14 protein-coding genes are annotated in these 15,849 nt (G+C 71.1%); 10 read left to right on the top strand and 4 right to left on the bottom strand.

Annotated elements, in window-relative coordinates; genetic code table 11:
• The first annotated feature begins 20 nt into the window (after nt 1-20).
• Genes IT371_07990 through IT371_07970 form a run of 5 tightly spaced genes read left to right on the top strand, consistent with a single transcriptional unit; the run spans nt 21 to nt 4,133 of the window.
• Nucleotides 21-503: a hypothetical protein gene (locus IT371_07990; protein MCC6747581.1), complete on the top strand. Its 483-nt coding sequence runs from the start codon at nt 21-23 to the stop codon at nt 501-503.
• Nucleotides 500-1,576 carry a phosphotransferase family protein gene (locus IT371_07985; protein ID MCC6747580.1) on the top strand — a complete coding sequence of 359 codons (1,077 nt, stop codon included), beginning with the start codon at nt 500-502 and terminating at the stop codon, nt 1,574-1,576. The genes IT371_07990 and IT371_07985 overlap by 4 nt, the downstream gene beginning before the upstream one ends.
• Entirely contained in the window at nt 1,569-1,991 is a 423-nt protein-coding gene (locus tag IT371_07980) for a hypothetical protein (GenBank protein ID MCC6747579.1), read from the top strand. Before IT371_07985 ends, IT371_07980 begins: the two co-directional genes overlap by 8 nt.
• A gap of 19 nt (nt 1,992-2,010) precedes the next feature.
• On the top strand, nt 2,011-3,210 hold the full coding sequence (locus tag IT371_07975) for an acyl-CoA dehydrogenase family protein (protein ID MCC6747578.1): 1,200 nt from the start codon (nt 2,011-2,013) through the stop codon (nt 3,208-3,210).
• On the top strand, nt 3,207-4,133 hold the full coding sequence (locus IT371_07970) for an SDR family NAD(P)-dependent oxidoreductase (GenBank protein ID MCC6747577.1): 927 nt from the start codon (nt 3,207-3,209) through the stop codon (nt 4,131-4,133). Before IT371_07975 ends, IT371_07970 begins: the two co-directional genes overlap by 4 nt.
• On the opposite strand, the gene IT371_07965 is transcribed toward IT371_07970, so the two are convergent.
• The gene (locus IT371_07965; GenBank protein MCC6747576.1) at nt 4,123-4,947 is read right to left on the bottom strand and encodes an NAD(P)-dependent oxidoreductase; all 825 of its coding nucleotides are present in this window, start codon (nt 4,945-4,947) and stop codon (nt 4,123-4,125) included. The two genes, IT371_07970 and IT371_07965, sit on opposite strands and share 11 nt — an antisense overlap.
• Before the next feature lie 78 nt (nt 4,948-5,025).
• On the opposite strand from IT371_07965, the gene IT371_07960 reads away from it, so the two are divergent.
• Entirely contained in the window at nt 5,026-5,409 is a 384-nt protein-coding gene (locus tag IT371_07960) for an enoyl-CoA hydratase (protein MCC6747575.1), read from the top strand.
• Nucleotides 5,410-5,419: 10 nt separating this feature from the next.
• On the opposite strand, the gene IT371_07955 is transcribed toward IT371_07960, so the two are convergent.
• From IT371_07955 to IT371_07945, 3 genes are all read right to left on the bottom strand, one after another.
• Nucleotides 5,420-6,037 (bottom strand): hypothetical protein, encoded by a 618-nt coding sequence (locus IT371_07955; GenBank protein MCC6747574.1) that lies wholly within the window; start codon nt 6,035-6,037, stop codon nt 5,420-5,422.
• Between the two features lie 251 nt (nt 6,038-6,288).
• The gene (locus IT371_07950) at nt 6,289-6,927 is read right to left on the bottom strand and encodes a hypothetical protein (GenBank protein ID MCC6747573.1); all 639 of its coding nucleotides are present in this window, start codon (nt 6,925-6,927) and stop codon (nt 6,289-6,291) included.
• 157 nt (nt 6,928-7,084) lie between these two features.
• Nucleotides 7,085-7,939, bottom strand: coding sequence for a hypothetical protein (locus IT371_07945; GenBank protein ID MCC6747572.1), 855 nt, complete (start codon nt 7,937-7,939; stop codon nt 7,085-7,087).
• Nucleotides 7,940-8,077: 138 nt separating this feature from the next.
• Here IT371_07945 and IT371_07940 point away from each other — a divergent pair, with 138 nt between their 5' ends.
• From IT371_07940 to IT371_07925, 4 genes are all read left to right on the top strand, one after another.
• Nucleotides 8,078-10,345, top strand: a complete 2,268-nt coding sequence (locus IT371_07940) for a C39 family peptidase (GenBank protein ID MCC6747571.1) — start codon at nt 8,078-8,080, stop codon at nt 10,343-10,345.
• A gap of 100 nt (nt 10,346-10,445) precedes the next feature.
• On the top strand, nt 10,446-12,149 hold the full coding sequence (locus IT371_07935; protein MCC6747570.1) for a DUF4388 domain-containing protein: 1,704 nt from the start codon (nt 10,446-10,448) through the stop codon (nt 12,147-12,149).
• Nucleotides 12,150-12,242: 93 nt separating this feature from the next.
• Nucleotides 12,243-14,834, top strand: a complete 2,592-nt coding sequence (clpB, locus tag IT371_07930) for an ATP-dependent chaperone ClpB (protein MCC6747569.1) — start codon at nt 12,243-12,245, stop codon at nt 14,832-14,834.
• Nucleotides 14,835-14,862: 28 nt separating this feature from the next.
• Nucleotides 14,863-15,813, top strand: a complete 951-nt coding sequence (locus IT371_07925) for a J domain-containing protein (protein MCC6747568.1) — start codon at nt 14,863-14,865, stop codon at nt 15,811-15,813.
• Nucleotides 15,814-15,849 lie beyond the last annotated feature (36 nt).

Here is a 15,849-nt window from a genome sequence, read left to right as displayed (position 1 = left end):
CCGGCGGTAGCCTCGGGACCATGACGCGCCGCTTGCTCCTCGCGCTCCTTCCGCTCGCGTGCAGCTCCGGCCCGGGACAGATCCCGAGCCCCCTCGTGCGCGTGGACCTGAAGGACCAGGTGCCGCCGGAACATCGGCGACGCATGATCAGCGCCATCGCCCTCGACTGCGAGGTGCACGCCACGCTCGGCGCCGCGGGCCTGAGCCAGCAGGTGACGGCGCGCTACCGGGTGATGGACGTGAAGGGCTCGCGCTTCATCGTCGCAGTCGAGGTCGTGCCCGAAGGGACCGCCGCCCCCGGCGCCACGGCCTCCGCCGCGGTGCAGACCCCGACGAACACGGGCAGCGCCGCGGCGATTCGCATGACGGTCCCCGTCCAGGTGGCCTGGAGCGCGGAGAAGGGGTGCAGCCGGGTGAGCGCCACCCAGCTCCTCACGCTGCGCCCCGACGACCCGAGCTGCAAGGAACCTCCATCCCCGAACCTGCTGCGGCCGGTGAAATGAGCGCCGGGCCCTCGACCCCCGACGACGGCGAGGCCCTGCGCGCGCGCATCGAGGCCTTCCTGCGCGAGGCGCATGGAGCCGTCGTGGAGGTGACGGGCCTGCGCCCGCTGCCGGGCGGCGCGTGCCAGGAGAACCTGCTCGTGGAGCTGCGGCTCGGCGGCGCGGACGATGCTCCTCGCGAGCGCCTCGTGCTCCGCAGCGACGCGGCGCGCTCGCTCCCCTTCAGCCTGGACCGCGACGCCGAGGCGGAGGTGATCCGCGCGGCCGTCGCGGCGAGGGTGAAGACCCCCGAGGTGCGCTGGCTGGCCCCCGGGCTCGTGCGGCCGGGCGCGAAGGCCTACTTTCTCGCGTTCGCCGAGGGAGAGGCGGTCGGACGCAAGGTCGTTGCGAGCCCGGCCCTGGCCGCCGCGCGCGTGGGCCTCGGCGATGAGCTCGCGCGAGAGCTGGCCCGCATCCACTCCATCACCCCCGGCTCCGCCCCCGCGCTCGCCCGGCGACTCCGCGGCGCCGAGGAGGATCCCGTGACCGCCGCGCTCGACGGCGTGAGGAGCCTTCTCGCCGGACTGCCGACGCACCGACCGGCCCTTCTGCTCGCCTTGCGCTGGCTCGAGGCGCACCGACCGGCGCCGGGTCCCGTCGTGCTCGTCCACGGGGACTTCCGCACCGGCAATTTCCTCGTCACGCCGAAGGGCCTGAGCGCCATCCTGGACTGGGAGTTCGCTCACTTCGGTAGCCCCGGAGAGGACCTGGCCTGGATCGCGCTCAGGGACTGGCGCTTCGGCGAGCTCCGACGCCCGGTAGGCGGCTTCTCGGACCGCGAGAGTTTCTACGCCGCCTACGAAGCGGCGAGCGGGAGAGGTCTCGACCGAGCCACCCTCCACTACTGGGAGGTGCTCGGCAACGTGCGCTGGGCCGCGGGGTCGGCCTACCAGGGGGAGCGGTACCTCGGCGGCGAAGAGCGAGACCTCGAGCTCCTCGCCGTGGCGCGGCGGAGCAGCGAGATGGAGTACGAGGCCCTGCGCCTGATCGGCAAGGGCCCCTTCGCGGGCCCTCAGGGAGCAGCCCATGCGTGACCGACCCGACGCCCCGACGATCCTGGCCGCCGTGGCGCGCTTTCTCGAGGAGGAGGTGCGCGGCACGGTCAGCGACCCGCGCGTTGGCTTCCGCCTGCTCGTCGCCGCCAGCCTCTGCCGCGGCGTGGCCGCCGAGTTCGTCGCAGAAGAGGCGCTCGACAGCACGGAGCTCGCCGCGCTCGGCGCGCTCCTCCCGGAGCACGCGCAGCGCGCCGAGAGCGATGCCGGCCGACCGCGCAGCGCGCGACAGCAGACGCTCCGCGAGCTCACGGCACAGCTCGCCACGGAGCTCGCCGCCGGACGCTTCGACGACGAGCCAGCCTTCACCGAGGCCGCGAGCGCCCTCGAGCGCGTCCTCGCCGCCGAGCTGGCCGCGACGAATCCGCGTTTCGACCTCTCCCAAGACCTCGCGTAGAACACCGATAGGACGCGCCATGGACTTCGACCTCTCCCCCGAGCTCTCCGCCCTCCGCACCCGAGTCCGCGACTTCATGGAGGCGGAGGTGCTCCCGGCCGAGGCGGCGATCCTCGCCGAGGACCGCCGCGGAGAGGCGCGCACGCTGCTCGGCCTGCAGCAGCAGGCCCGTTCGGCCGGGCTCTTCACCCCGCACCTCCCCCCCGACTTCGGCGGCCTCGGCCTCGGCGTGATGGGCATGTGCGTGCTCTTCCGCGAGATGGGTCGCTCGCTCGTCGGGCCACGCGTCTTCAACTGCGACGCCCCCGATCAGGGGAACATGGAGCTGCTCCTCCTCGCGGGGAGCCCCGCGGCGCAGAGCCGCTACCTGAAGCCCCTCTGCGCGGGCGAGATCACGAGCGCCTTCTGCATGACCGAACCGGCTCCCGGGGCGGGGGCCGACCACCAGAACCTCCTCACGCGGGCCGAGCCCGACGGAGACGGCTTCCGCCTGCGCGGCCACAAGTGGTTCGCCACCGGCGCCGGGAAGGCCGCGTTTCTGATCGTCCTCGCGCGCACCAGCGAGGACCGGCGTCGCGGCGCCACGATGTTTCTCGTGGACCGGCACGCCGAGGGCGTGGTGCACGTGCGCGACGTCCCGACCATGGGGGAAGCGCTCCTGGCGCATCGCGAGGCCGAGCTCCTCTTCTCCGACGTGCGCGTCGGACCGGAGGCCGTGCTGGGCGGCGTGGGCGACGGTTTCGCCCTCGCCCAGGCGCGCCTCGTCCCGGCCCGCCTGACCCACTGCATGCGCTGGCTCGGGCTCGCCGAGCGCGCGCTCTCCCTCTGCCGCGACTACCTCGGCCGACGGAAGAGCTTCGGTCAGCCGCTCGAGAAGCACCAGCTCGTGCAGCGGCTCGTGGCCGACAGCGCGCTCGCCATCCACTCCGGAAACCTCATGACGTTTCACTGCGCGTGGCTGCTCGAGCGCGGCGAGAAGGAGCAGGCCCGCGCCTATTCCTCGATGACCAAGACCCACGTGGCCCGCACGCTCTGCCAGGTGCTCGACGACGCGATCCAGCTCCACGGGGCGCTCGGTTATAGCGAGGACCTCCCCTTCGCGAGCTGGTACCGCCACGCGCGTGCGGCTCGCATCGCCGACGGCCCCGACGAGATCCACCAGGTCGTGGTCGCCCGCGCCATCCTCGGCGGCAAGCTCGAGCTCCTGAAGAACCCATGACCACCGCACAGCCCAGTCCGCTCGCCGGGCGCCGCATCGCCGTCACCGGCGCCACCGGCTTTCTCGGTCGTCACATCGCGAGCTGCCTCGCCGCGCGCGGGGCGCAGGTCGTCGCCGTGGTGCGTCGCCCCGAACGTGGTGCGGCGCTCGAGGCCGCCGGTGTCGAGCTACGCCGCGCCGACCTCCTCGAGCCCGAGGCGCTCACCGAGGCGCTCCGGGGCGCCGACGCCCTGGTGAGCAACGCCGCCCTCTTCTCGCTCACGAACTATCGCTGGGACGACTACGCGCGGACGAACGTCCAGGGGACGGAGAACGTGCTGCGCGCCGCCGCCCGCGCTGCCGTCACGCGCGTGGTGCACGTCTCCTCCGTAGCGGTCTATCGCAGCAGCTTCTCCGGCCTCGTAGACGAGGACGCGCCCACCTGGCGCGCCGAGGACCGTCGCCTGCCGAACCGCGTCTACGCGCTGTCGAAGGCGCTCAGCGAGGAATCCGCGTGGCGGCTCGCGGGGGAGCTCGGCCTCACGCTGACCACCATTCGTCCGTCGGGGATCTACGGCGCCGGCGACCCGAACATCTCGCCCTGGCTCGAACGCCTCGCGCGCTGGCCCGTCACGGTCGTCCCGGCGCTGCTCGAGTTCCCCTTCGTCTACGCCGGCGACGTGGCGGAGGGCGTGGTCCTGGCCCTCGAGACCCCCGCGTCGATCGGCCGCGCGTACAACCTCGCCCCCGAGGGCCAGACCGTCTGGAGCCTGGTGAAGGCCTTTCGCGAGGCGCGCGGCCACCACCCCTGGCTCACCCTGCCCTTCCCGCTGCCGCTCAGCCGTCGTTTCTCGAGCGAGCGTGCCCGGCGGGAGCTCGGCTGGCGCCCGCGCGACACGCGGGCGGGGGTTGCAGCCATGCTGGCCGACGAGATCAGTCGATGAAGAAGTCCTGCAGGAGCTGAGCCCCCGGCTCGAAGGCGTACGCGTCCAGGTCCTTCACCCCCGCCGACGCGAGGATCTCATCGTCGATGAAGAAGTTCCCCGTGCACTCGCGCGACGACCGCGTGAGGATGACGTGCGCCGCGTCCCCCATGATCTCCGGCTTGCGGCTCGACTTCATCGTGGCCTCTCCGCCGAGCAGGTTCATCACCGCCGCGGTCGCGATGGCCGTGCGCGGCCAGAGCGCGTTGACGGCCACCCCCTGGCTCTTGAACTCCTCGGCCATCCCGAGCACGCACATGCTCATGCCGTACTTGGCCATCGTGTACGCCACGTGGGGCCCGAACCAGCGCGCCTTCATCGAGAGGGGGGGCGAGAGGTTCAGGATATGCGGGTTCGCGGCCTTGAGGAGGTGCGGCAGGCAGACCTGCGAGCAGAGGAAGGTGCCGCGCGTGTTGATCTGATGCATCAGATCGTAGCGCTTCATCGGCGTCTGCAACGTGCCGGTGAGGCTGATCGCGCTCGCGTTGTTCACGAGGATGTCGATCCCCCCGAAGGTCGCGACCGCCTTGGCCACCGCGTCCTGGACCTGCTCTTCGTTGCGAATGTCCACCACGCAGGGGAGCGCCCGGCCCCCCGCGGCCTCGATCTCCTGCGCGGCGGTATAGATCGTCCCCGGCAGCTTGGGGTTCGGCTCGGCGGTCTTGGCCGCCACCACGATGTTCGCGCCGTCGCGCGCCGCGCGGAGCGCGATGGCCAGGCCAATGCCGCGGCTCGCGCCCGTGATGAATAGGGTCTTGCCCTTGAGGTTTGCCATCGGTGCACCTCCTCGGTGTGAGCGGCGACATTAGTCCAAAGCTCGACCGCCGTCGAGAGCGCGCGCTATGATCGCGCCATGTCACGACCCATCGCCGCCGGAGAGCGCCTCGCCACCCGCCGTACCTATACCGCTGCCGAGGTGGCAGCCTTCGCCGAGCTGACCCTGGACACGGGCCGGCATCACGTGCAGGCCGACCCCGAAGGGCGCGTGATGGTCCACGGGCTCCTCGTGGCCGCGCTCCCCACGCAGCTCGGCGGCGAGCTGCACTACCTCGCGCGAGAGATGCGCTTCGAGTTTTTGCGCCCCGTCTTTACGGGCGACACCATCGAAGCGGAGCTGGTCGTGCTGCGCGCGGACCCCGCGCCGGATCGCTTCGACGTCGAGCTGGAGGTGGTTTGCCGCAATCAGGCCGGCAAGGAGGTGCTGCGGGGCGCGAGCCGAGGGATCATTCGCAGGTGAGGTTCGGCGGTCAGATTTCCGGACCGCCCCCCGGCGGCGGCGTTCCGGCATAGCAGCGGCGTAGGGTATCCGTTCCCGATCGGGCGCAGGCGAGCTGACTCCGGTCGACCGGCGGGCAAGCGCCGCAGGTCTCCCCTTTGTTGATGCACGCATCCTTGCACCCGGGCGGCGGGAAGGCGCTCGTCTCCAGCGAGACGATGCAGGGGTTCACCTTCAAGAGGGCGGCCGGCACCGCTTGGGGGCACGCGCAGCAGTGCCGCGCGTCGATGGCCATCACGCAATCGGCCGGCTTCTGGCACTCGTCGACGAAGGCGCAGCCTGCGCCCCCGGGGAGCGGCCCGGCGAGCCGGGAAGGGGGCGGCACATAGTCACAGTCCACGAGCGCGCACTTCGGCGGCCGCTTGTCGAAGCAGGGCTGCGGCACGTTCGCGGGCGGCCAATGAAGGAGGCACTGGTCCGTGCTCAGCCGAGAGAGCGGAACCGGCACGGCGTGCGTGCAGCAGTCGTCCACGTGCACGCCGACAACGCAGGTCCCTGACGAAACGGGGCCTCGGGAATCGACCCGCCGCGCTCCGCCGTCGCTCCCCGCCTGGCCGTCCACGGTAGCCCCCGAGCCGTCTCGGGTCACCGCGGCTCCGCCGTCAGGGGTCTCCGTGAGACTGCGCGCCCCGCATCCGCCGGCCGCAGCGAGCAAGAGCGCACCATAGGACAATAGAGAGACTCGACGATGCGTGGGCATGCTGAAACGGTGCCTCCTCGGCCCGCTAGCACAGGCAAGCGCCATACCACTCGCGCGCCGCAATGGTTGTCGTGTCTTGGAGCCGGCTCGCGTCAGAAAACTGAGGTCCCGACGGGGAAGGACTGCGTCGTGGTCGAGGGCTACTTCGTAGTCGAAGCCGCCTTCTTCGGCCGACCCGGCCGACCCTTCTTGGTCGCCGGCGCCGCGGCGCCTTTCCCACGGGGCTTGCCGTTCGCGGCGCGCCCTGCCCCGGCGCCCGTGCCCTTCAACGCATACACCGCCTTGGCCTTCTCGCCCTTGCCGATGATCTCGCCCGCGTCCTTCAGCTCACCCATGATGCGCGCGTAGAGCGCCGGCGTGGGAACGCGCGCGGCCTCGGAGATCTGCTTGCGGTTGGCCCAGGGATTCCGCCCCAGGAAGGCCCGCACGAGCTGCTTGGTCTCCTCGAGCTGACTCGCGCTCAGGCGCATGCGGATGGGCCGGCCGCGCCGTCGCCGCGCGGAGGCCGTCGCCGGCTCTGCGGTGCCCCGGCTCGCCGCGCGCCGCTTGCCCTGCCGCGCCTCGAGTCGCTGAAGCTCGTCGAGCGTCTTCTCGGGGTCCTGCTTGAGGCGTTCGGCCAGCAAGCGCACGGCCGTCTCGGCGTCCAGCAGATACGCGGTTAGCGCCTGACGGTCGACGCGGCTCGCCCATTCCTGCGCCAACGCCACGGTGAGCTGGCTATCCTTGCTGGCCAGCCGCATTAGTTTCTTGGCGAAAGCGCCGGAGACGAGAAGATCCATTGAGCGACTCCTTGAACGAATATCGCTTACCCATATACCAATATATGGTGTGAAAGCAAGCACTATTCGCGTACGGCGCGGCGAGCTCTCATTGCATCATTTATCGTGAAATGCATAGCGCGTAGGAGGGGACGCCGTCGAACGCAACGTGGGCGCGTCAGTTAGCGTTGCTCCGCGCCGCAGCCCACTCGGCGACGAGCTGCGCCGCGTCCAGCGTGGCGACCTCCAGGTTGCGCGGGTCGAGGTAGTTCTTGCGGCAGGTCCCCTCTCCGTGGTTCAGGAACGTGGCGGCGGCCTTGACCGCGCGAGCCTTCATGCGCGCGTCGATGACGGGCAGCGCTCCCGACGCGGCCTGGGCCTCCGCGAGCTGTCGACCGAGGCTCTCGCGATAGATCCGATTGGCGTGAAGGGTGCGGTAGTCCTTGGGGAGCGCGCCCTTCGGCGCGAGGAAGGCGCGTACGTCCTCCTCCGTCACCGGTACGAGCGTCGCGTCCCACCCCGGTACTTGAAAGAGCCGCTCTCCGGGCTGCGCCAGGAACACCCGCAGCGCCGCCGCGAGCAGCGGGTCCCTGCGCTCCTTCTGCCAGGGCTTTCCCGCCTTGCCGGTGAAGACCAGCGTCACGACATCGCCCTCCACGCGCACGTGCTCCTTGTGGAGCGATGACGCCCCGAAGGTGGGCCCGCTCGCGTGCGCGCCTCCGTTCGGCCGCACGCCGACCGCCTCCTCGCGCTCCTCGTAGCGCCGGGAGCCGACCCGCAGCCCCAGGTGATCCATGAGGTAGACCACGGCCGCGACCGCCGTCGGGCGATCGGTGGCCGGTCTACGCAACCGGGCCTCCACCTCGCGCCGGACCTCTTGCCATCCCTGCGCCTGGAAGTGATAGACCCGGCGGAAGATGCGCTCTGTGGCCTCGGGACTGCGCTCGGGGCGCGGCGCACGCCCCCAGGCCAGCGTGGAGAGGAGGAGCAGCGAGGCGAGGACTGTCCGCGACGAGAGGGTGGAAGACCGCACGGCGGTGTCTTTTGCACGGGCCATTCCAGCGCGCCCGGCGGCTAAACCCGCGCAAGATCGTGGGGCGACCGCGCCCGGGGCTGACCAGAGCGGCCACCCTTTGACCGCCAGAGCCACCAGGGCGTAGACTCGCCCCGCATGCCTCGCTCGGTCGCGCTGTTCGTCGTGGGATGCGGACTCCTCGCGTGCTCGGCCACGGAGAGCCCGCTGGCTCCAGCGCCGCGCCTCGCGCTCCGCGCGACGAGCGACCGCGAGGTGGAGCTCACCTCGGGTCGGGCGCGCCTGCGCCTCGCGGTGGCGAGCACCCTCCTCGACCGCATCGAGGCCGACCTTCGACCGGGTTCGACCTCGGAGGCGCTCGTCACGATTCAGCACGGGGAGGACGGCGGGGCCACGCTGCTCCGGGTGGAAGGCGACCGCACCCCCGCGCCGCTCCTCCGCGCCCAGCGCGGCGAGGAGCTCGGCCGTGCGGTCTTCGCCCCGGGAGGCGAGCGCTTCGCCGTCGTGCGACGCCTGGCTCCGCACCGGGCGCGACGGGACGAGCCGCTCGCGTGGCCGGGAGAGCTCTGGCTCGGCGACCTCTCCGGTCGGCTCCGGCGCGTGGCCTCGGGCGACCTGGCGGAGGTCCTCGGCTGGCTCGACGACGACACGCTCGTCGTGACCCGTAGGCCTCCCGGCGACCTCCCCGAGGCGCGCCCCGCGCGCGTCGACCTGCGTCTCGGCACCGTGGAGGAGCTCCCCGGCTTCGAGCCCCGAGGGCACGTCTACAGCGCGGCGCTCGTCGAGGGCGCGCTCGCCTACGTGCGCACCGACGAGCGGGTCGTGAGCGGCCCGGCCCCCACGCAGCGCCTGGAGCTCCGGCTGCTCGACCTGCACCACGGAACGGACCGCCTCGTCGCAGAGGAGCGCGGCGCGTTGCCGATCGAGCTCTCGGGTTCCGGCGACGAGCTGCGCTACGCCCTCGAAGGGCGCGGCACGGTCCGCATCGTGAACCTGAAGACCCGCGCCCAGCGCACGGAGCTCCGGCCCTCGCCGCAGCTCTTCCTCCCCCCCCGCGACGCCCTCTTCAACGTGCTCCCGATGCCCTACGTGCATCAGGTGTACGACGCGCCGCCGGGGTTCAACGGGAGCTGGGCCTGTGGCCCCACCTCCACCTTGATGATCATCCTGGCCCACGGGCTGCTCGCGCCGGACCCGGTGACGGTCAACGAGCCCTCGGCGCACACGAGCGAGTACGGGGTCTACCTCGCGCGCAAGTACACCTTCAACGGCACGACCTTCGACCGACAGCAAAACGACGCGAGCGGCAAGCCGGCCTGGGGCGCGTACGGCTGGGGGACCAAGGGGGGCGAGGCGTGGGCCTACCTCCTGCAAGACTACGCGACGAAGCACGGGCTCAAGACGACGTTTGCCGGAAGCACCTCGTTCAACGCCATCAAGGCGCACCTGGACGCGGGAAGGCAGGTGGTGCTCTCGACCGCGCTCACCGGGGCCGGTCACCTCATCGCGGTTCGCGGCTACACCGAGAGCGGCGCGCTGGTCGTGAACGATCCCTACGGGAACAAGAACCTCGGCACCTATCCCAACTACAATGGAGGCGAGGTCACCTACGCCTGGTCGCAGATGGGCGTGAAGTGGCACGTGGCCATCGAAGGGACGACCGCGCCGCCTCCACCGCCGCCCGAGAAGCCCGCGCTGAAGGCCACTCTCCTCGAGAAGCGCGGGCCCGCGCAGCTCGCCGCGGGCGCCACCGGGCAGGTCACCGTCACCTACCGCAACGACGGCGCGAGCGCGTGGGACGCCCGAACCTTCCTCGGCACCTCCGAGCCGCGGGACCGGCAGAGCGTCTTCTACAGCCCCTCCTGGCCCTCACAGGGGCGCGTCGCCCCCACCGGCGTCGTCGCGCCCGGCGGCACCGCGACCATCACCTTCACCGTGACCGCGCCGAACTCGTGCGGCACGCGAACCTACGCCGAGCACTTCAACCTGGTGCAGGACGGCGTGGCCTGGTTCTCGGACCCGGGGCAAGGCGGACCGGCCGACGGAGCGCTCGAGCTGGCGCTGCAGGTGACTCCGGTGGACGCCGACGGCGACAACGTCCCCGCCTGCCGCGATTGCGACGACACGAACCCGAGCGACACCCGCGAATGCGAGAAGCCGGCCCCCGTCGGCACGCCCCCCGTCGGCGCGCCTCCCGCGGGGGGTCTGCGCCCCGAGGAGCCCTGGCCGACCGATCCCACGGCGCCCTCCGGCCAGCCCGACAAGCTTCACGGCGGGTGCGCGGTAGGAGGTGCTGCCGATCGCGCCGGGCCAGCCGCCCTCCTGCTCGCCCTGGCGAGCCTGCTCCACCTCGGCCGCGCGACGCGACGCCGCGAAGTTCGCCGAACGCCTCGCCGCACACGCTGAGGGCCGTGGCGGGGGCCCAACCGGCCCTCCCCCTTTCCCCTGGAAAACACGGCACCCTGATGGTACGAGGGGGCTTCTACTCGAGCTCCTGCGGACCGCCATGGCCTGGTACCGGGACGGCATCATCTGGTTTGCCCACCGCCAAGAGCTGGCGAACGAGGCACCCAACCTGAAGATCGGTGCGCTCTGTTTCCAGACCGAGCAGCCCGACGCGATCCCGGCGCTTCGTGGCCACCTGCGCTTCGAGGTGATCGTCGAAACGAGGCGCCTCGGGCCCTTCGACGGCGAGGTGGTCCACAAGGCGGGACAGCTCGTGGGGCTTCAGGTGGCCGCCGACGTGGCGTCGGCGCTCCGCCGCCTGGCGGACCAACTCACGGGAGTGGCGCCGGGACCTCAGGAATCGGGCACCTTCCCCATCGTGAGCGCGAACGACTCCACCCCCGGAGCCGCCGCGCGCGACCCGGGACACGCCCCGGCCGATCGCACGCCCACGGGTGCCGTGGAGCGTCTGTCCGCCCCGACGGGCGCGGTCGAGGTGGCCTCGGGGCAAGCGCTCTGGAGCGGCACGCTCGATCGCGTTCCTCCGTCGGGGGAGTTCCCCGCGCTCGGCGCCATTCCGCCCCTCAAGGGTCAGCTCGCGGGACGCCTCGGCCTGGGTGCGCTCGCGGGTCTGGTGGACTCGCATCCGCCCCAGCCGCCGCCGGAACGCGCCTCGCTCGTGCACCTGATGCGCTACCTGGCCCACTCCCGCGCGCGCGGCAAGCTCACGGTGCGCGGAGAGGTCTTCACCAAGACGGTCTGGTTCCGCAACGGCGTGCCGATGAAGGTGACCGTCTCGCCGGTGAAGGAGGACGAGCAGCTCGGGCAAATCCTGCTCAAGGCCAAGCTGGTCACGCCGAACAAGCTCGCGGACGTGATGCGCTGGGCCCGCACGAACCGCACCCAGCTCGGGCAGGCCATGGTGGACTCGGGGGTCCTCGACAGCGCGCGGCTGAACCACGCCCTCGCGCACCAGACCTACCGGCGCCTGCAGGATCTCTTCGGCTGGAGCGGCGCGACCTTCGATTTCACCGCCGGGGTGCTGCCGCAGGGCGAGCACCATCCCGTCTCGGTGCCTCGCCTGATGGTCGAGCTGGCCCAGGAGATCCTGCGCAGCGCGCGGCTCGAGGACCTCCAGGTGCTCCTCGAGCCGTACAACGATCGCTACCCCCTGCTGCGCGCCGACGCGGCGGAGGAGCTCAAGCTCCTCGTGCCCGACGACAAGACGCGCCGCATCGCCCACACCATCTTCGATGGCCTGCGACCCCTGCGACAGGCCATCACGGTGAGCGTCCTCGGCCGCCCCAAGACGATGCGCGTCGTGCACCTGCTCATCGCCGGGGGAGCCCTCGACCTGCCGCTCGACCCGCACACGGGCGGGCCGCCCACCGCGCAGTCGGTCCAGGAGCGCCTGAGCGCCGTGGAGGTGCAGGACGCCTTTCAGCGCCTCGGCGTGACCTACACCGCCGACCCGGACACGCTGATCCCCGCCTACCATCGGCGTATGGCGGACCATCAACCGGGCTCGCCAGCCCACCAGGCCAACCCGACGGCCTCGGCCAAGATCCAGCAGCTCGTGGACGAGGCGATGCTCCTCCTCTCCACGCCATCCGCCCGCCAGAAGTACCGGCAGCGCATCCCGGGCAAGGAGAAGCTCGCGCTCTTCACCCAGCTCGTCCAGGAAGAGCACGAGCTCGCCGCGCTGATGGGACAGACCGAAAGGGCCGCCCGCCTGAAGCTGGTCCTCGAGGAGCTGGCGACCTGAGGAGCGCGGGCCGCTTGACGGCGCAAAGAGCGTGCCTACGTTGGTCCTGAGGCTCGGGGGACGACGACGATCCCTGGGGCGATGGAGGATCGTATGAGACTGGACCGTCTGACGGTGAAGTCCAAGGACGCCTTGACGTCGGCCGAAGCGCTGGCGCGGCGGCTCGCGCACCAGGAAGTCACCAGCCTGCATGTGCTCGGCGCGCTGCTCGACCAGCAGGACGGCCTGACGGCCCCGCTGCTCGAGAAGACCGGGATCGGGCTCGGGCCCCTCAAGGCCGACCTCGAACGCATGCTGCAGAGTCGTCCGAAGGTCACGGGGGCCGCAGAGGCCTACCTGGGCCGCGACCTGAAGGAAGTGCTGGACGGCGCCTTCGGCCACGCCGACGCGCTCAAGGACGACTACGTCTCGACCGAGCACTTCCTGCTGAGCATGGCCGACCGGCCCAAGACCGAGGCGGGGCGGCTCCTCGTCGAGTACGGCGTCACGCCGGACCTCCTCCGCGCGGCGCTCGTGGACGTGCGCGGCGAGCACCGCGTGAGCGACCCCGACCCCGAGGGGAAGTACCAGGCGCTCGAACGCTACTGCATCGACCTCACCGAGCGGGCGCGCAAGGGGAAGCTCGATCCGGTGATCGGCCGCGACGAGGAGATTCGCCGCGCGATGCAGGTCCTGGCCCGGCGCACGAAGAACAACCCGGTACTGATCGGCGAGCCCGGAGTGGGCAAGACGGCCATCGTCGAGGGGATCGCCCAGCGCATCAACGCGGGGGACGTGCCGGAGAGCCTGCGCGACAAGCGCGTGCTGGGGCTCGACCTCGGCGCGCTCGTCGCGGGGGCCAAGTACCGCGGCGAGTTCGAGGATCGGCTGAAGGCCGTGCTCAAGGAGATCACCAGCGCCGAGGGGCAGGTCGTCCTCTTCATCGACGAGCTCCACACGCTGGTGGGCGCGGGGGCTGCCGAGGGGGCGCAGGACGCGGCGAACATGCTCAAGCCGGCGCTGGCCCGCGGGGAGCTGCGCTGCATCGGCGCCACGACGCTCGACGAGTACCGCAAGCACGTCGAGAAGGACAAGGCGCTCGAGCGCCGCTTCCAGCCGGTCTACGTGGGCGAGCCCTCGGTGGAGGACACGCTGTCGATCCTGCGCGGCCTCAAGGAGAAGTACGAGGTCCACCACGGCATTCGCATCCAGGACGCCGCTCTCGTGGCCGCGGCGCGGCTGTCGCACCGCTACATCGCGGACCGCTTTCTCCCCGACAAGGCCATCGACCTGGTGGACGAGGCGGCGAGCCGCCTCAAGATGGAGATCGAGAGCACCCCGGCCGAGATCGACGACCTGCAGCGACAGCTCACGCGGGTGCAGATCGAGCTGCAGGCCATGCGCATCGAGAAGACCAAGGAGGCGAAGGAGCGCGCCAAGCTCCTCGAGGCGGAGGTGGCCGAACGCGAGGAGGAGGTCGCCGCCATGCGGGCGCGCTGGCAAGAGCAGCGCAACCTCGTGCAGCAGATCAAGGAGCTCAAGGCCCGCGAGGACGGCATGAAGACCGAGGTGGAGCAGGCGCAGCGGCGCGGAGACCTGCAGCGCGCGGCGGAGCTCACCTACGGCCGCATCCCCGAGGTATTGAAGGAGCAGGAGAAGTTCAAGGCTCGCCTCGCGGCCAGTCAGCAGCAAGGCTCCTACCTGCGGGAGGAGGTCACCGACGAGGACATCGCGCTCGTGGTGGCGCGCTGGACCGGCATCCCCGTGGCGAAGATGCTCGAAGGGGAAAGCGAGCGATTGCTCCACATGGAGGACCGCCTGCGCCAGCGCGTCGTTGGCCAGGACGCGGCGCTCAGCCGGGTGGCCAAGGCGATCCGCATCGCCCGCGCCGGCCTGCAGGACCCGAATCGACCGATCGGGTCCTTCCTCTTTCTCGGACCGACGGGGGTGGGCAAGACCGAGCTCGCCCGCGCGCTGGCCGAGTTCCTCTTCGACGACGAGCACAACCTGGTGCGCCTCGACATGAGCGAGTACATGGAGAAGCACACGGTGAGTCGGCTCATCGGCGCTCCTCCGGGCTACATCGGCTACGACGAGGGGGGACAGCTCACCGAGGCGGTGCGGCGGCGGCCGTACAGCGTGGTTCTCCTCGACGAAATGGAGAAGGCGCACGCCGACGTGTTCAACGTGCTCCTGCAGGTCATGGACGACGGACGACTCACCGACGGCCACGGGCGGACGGTGGACTTCCGCAACACGATCCTGATCATGACCTCCAACGTGGGGAGTCAGCACATCCTGGAGCTCGAGGACAAGGCGGTGATGGAGCGGCGGGTCCACGAGGCGCTGCGCGCGACGTTCCGCCCGGAGTTCCTGAACCGCATCGACGGCACGCTCGTCTTCAGCCGCCTCGACCAGCGCGGCATCCGTGGCATCGTCGACATCCAGCTGCGGCTGATGTCCAGGCTCCTGGCGCAGCGCGAGCTGACGCTCGAGCTCACCGAGGCGGCGAAGGACTATCTCGCGGAGGTGGGGTTCGATCCAGCCTTCGGCGCGCGGCCGCTGAAGCGCGCCCTGCGGGAGCGCGTCACCGAGCCGCTCTCGGAGCGGATCATCTCGGGCGAGGTGCGCCCAGGGGATCGAGTGGTAGTCGACCGGGAGGGGGAGCTGCTAACCTTCACGGCCGTCACACCAGCGGCAGCCTGATCCGCAGGGCCGCCCGGGAGCGCGGCACATGGAGTTCGTCGACTACTACAAGGTCCTGGGGGTCAAGCGCAACGCGCCCCCCGAGGAGATCTCCAAGGCCTACAAGCGACTCGCGCGCACGTACCACCCCGATCTGAACAAGGCCGGCGACGCGGAGTCCAAGTTCAAGCAGGTCAACGAAGCCTACGAGGTGCTGAAGGACCCCGAGAAGCGCAAGCGCTACGACCTCCTCGGATCGAACTGGAAGCACGGTGCGCCCTTCGAGCCGCCGCCGGACTTCCGCAACGGCGGGGCGCAGTGGGACGTGCGCGGCGCGCCGGGGGGTTTCGGCGGAGCCGACTTCTCGGACTTCTTCGAAACACTCTTCGGCGGACGCCCACGGCGAGGGCGACGCGGGCCACGCCTCGAGGATCTCTTCGGAGGCGGAGGGGGCGAGGAGGTGCCAGAAGCCCGACCAGGCCAGGACATCGAGAGCACCGTCACCGTCGAGCTCGAGGACGCCTTCCACGGCGCCAAACGATCGATCGAGCTGACCGGACCCACCGGCCGCAAGCGCTACGAGGTGAAGATCCCGAAGGGCATCCGCGACGGGGAAAGGATCCGCCTCGCGGGGCAAGGGCTCGGCGGCGGACGGGAGACGCGTGGCGACCTCTACCTGACGATCAAGATCGCGCCGCACGAGCGCTTTCGCGTGGAGGGGGACGACCTGGTGGTGGAGACGCCGGTCGACGCCTGGGACGCGGCCCTCGGCGGCAAGGTGGCGGTCTCCACGCTCGACGGCGAGGTGCAAATGAGTCTCCCGGCCGGGCAGGCCTCGGGGGTGCGCCTGCGGCTCCGCGGCAAGGGCCTGCCGAAGCGCGACGGCACGCACGGCGACCTCTACGCGCAGATCAAGATCGTCGTCCCTCGCAGCCTCTCCGACGAGCAGCGGCGCCTCTTCGAGAAGCTGCGCGATCAGGCGGCGAAGCAGCGCGCGTAGCGCCTCGCACGTGGGCGTCCGGTGCGCCATCGCCCG

The organism is Deltaproteobacteria bacterium, assembly GCA_020848905.1.
In the GTDB taxonomy this organism is placed as follows: Bacteria; Myxococcota_A; Polyangia.
This window is presented reverse-complemented; position numbering and strand designations above follow the sequence as displayed.

Bases quoted from the DNA above. Each gene is read 5' to 3' on its own strand.
- IT371_07935 (MCC6747570.1), top strand. From the start codon at position 10,446: ATGGCCTGGTACCGGGACGGCATCATCTGGTTTGCCCACCGCCAAGAG.
- IT371_07985 (MCC6747580.1), top strand. From the start codon at position 500: ATGAGCGCCGGGCCCTCGACCCCCGACGACGGCGAGGCCCTGCGCGCG.
- IT371_07990 (MCC6747581.1), top strand. From the start codon at position 21: ATGACGCGCCGCTTGCTCCTCGCGCTCCTTCCGCTCGCGTGCAGCTCC.
- IT371_07950 (MCC6747573.1), bottom strand. From the start codon at position 6,927: ATGGATCTTCTCGTCTCCGGCGCTTTCGCCAAGAAACTAATGCGGCTG.
- IT371_07965 (MCC6747576.1), bottom strand. From the start codon at position 4,947: ATGGCAAACCTCAAGGGCAAGACCCTATTCATCACGGGCGCGAGCCGC.
- IT371_07970 (MCC6747577.1), top strand. From the start codon at position 3,207: ATGACCACCGCACAGCCCAGTCCGCTCGCCGGGCGCCGCATCGCCGTC.
- IT371_07980 (MCC6747579.1), top strand. From the start codon at position 1,569: ATGCGTGACCGACCCGACGCCCCGACGATCCTGGCCGCCGTGGCGCGC.
- IT371_07975 (MCC6747578.1), top strand. From the start codon at position 2,011: ATGGACTTCGACCTCTCCCCCGAGCTCTCCGCCCTCCGCACCCGAGTC.
- clpB (MCC6747569.1), top strand. From the start codon at position 12,243: ATGAGACTGGACCGTCTGACGGTGAAGTCCAAGGACGCCTTGACGTCG.
- IT371_07940 (MCC6747571.1), top strand. From the start codon at position 8,078: ATGCCTCGCTCGGTCGCGCTGTTCGTCGTGGGATGCGGACTCCTCGCG.
- IT371_07925 (MCC6747568.1), top strand. From the start codon at position 14,863: ATGGAGTTCGTCGACTACTACAAGGTCCTGGGGGTCAAGCGCAACGCG.
- IT371_07960 (MCC6747575.1), top strand. From the start codon at position 5,026: ATGTCACGACCCATCGCCGCCGGAGAGCGCCTCGCCACCCGCCGTACC.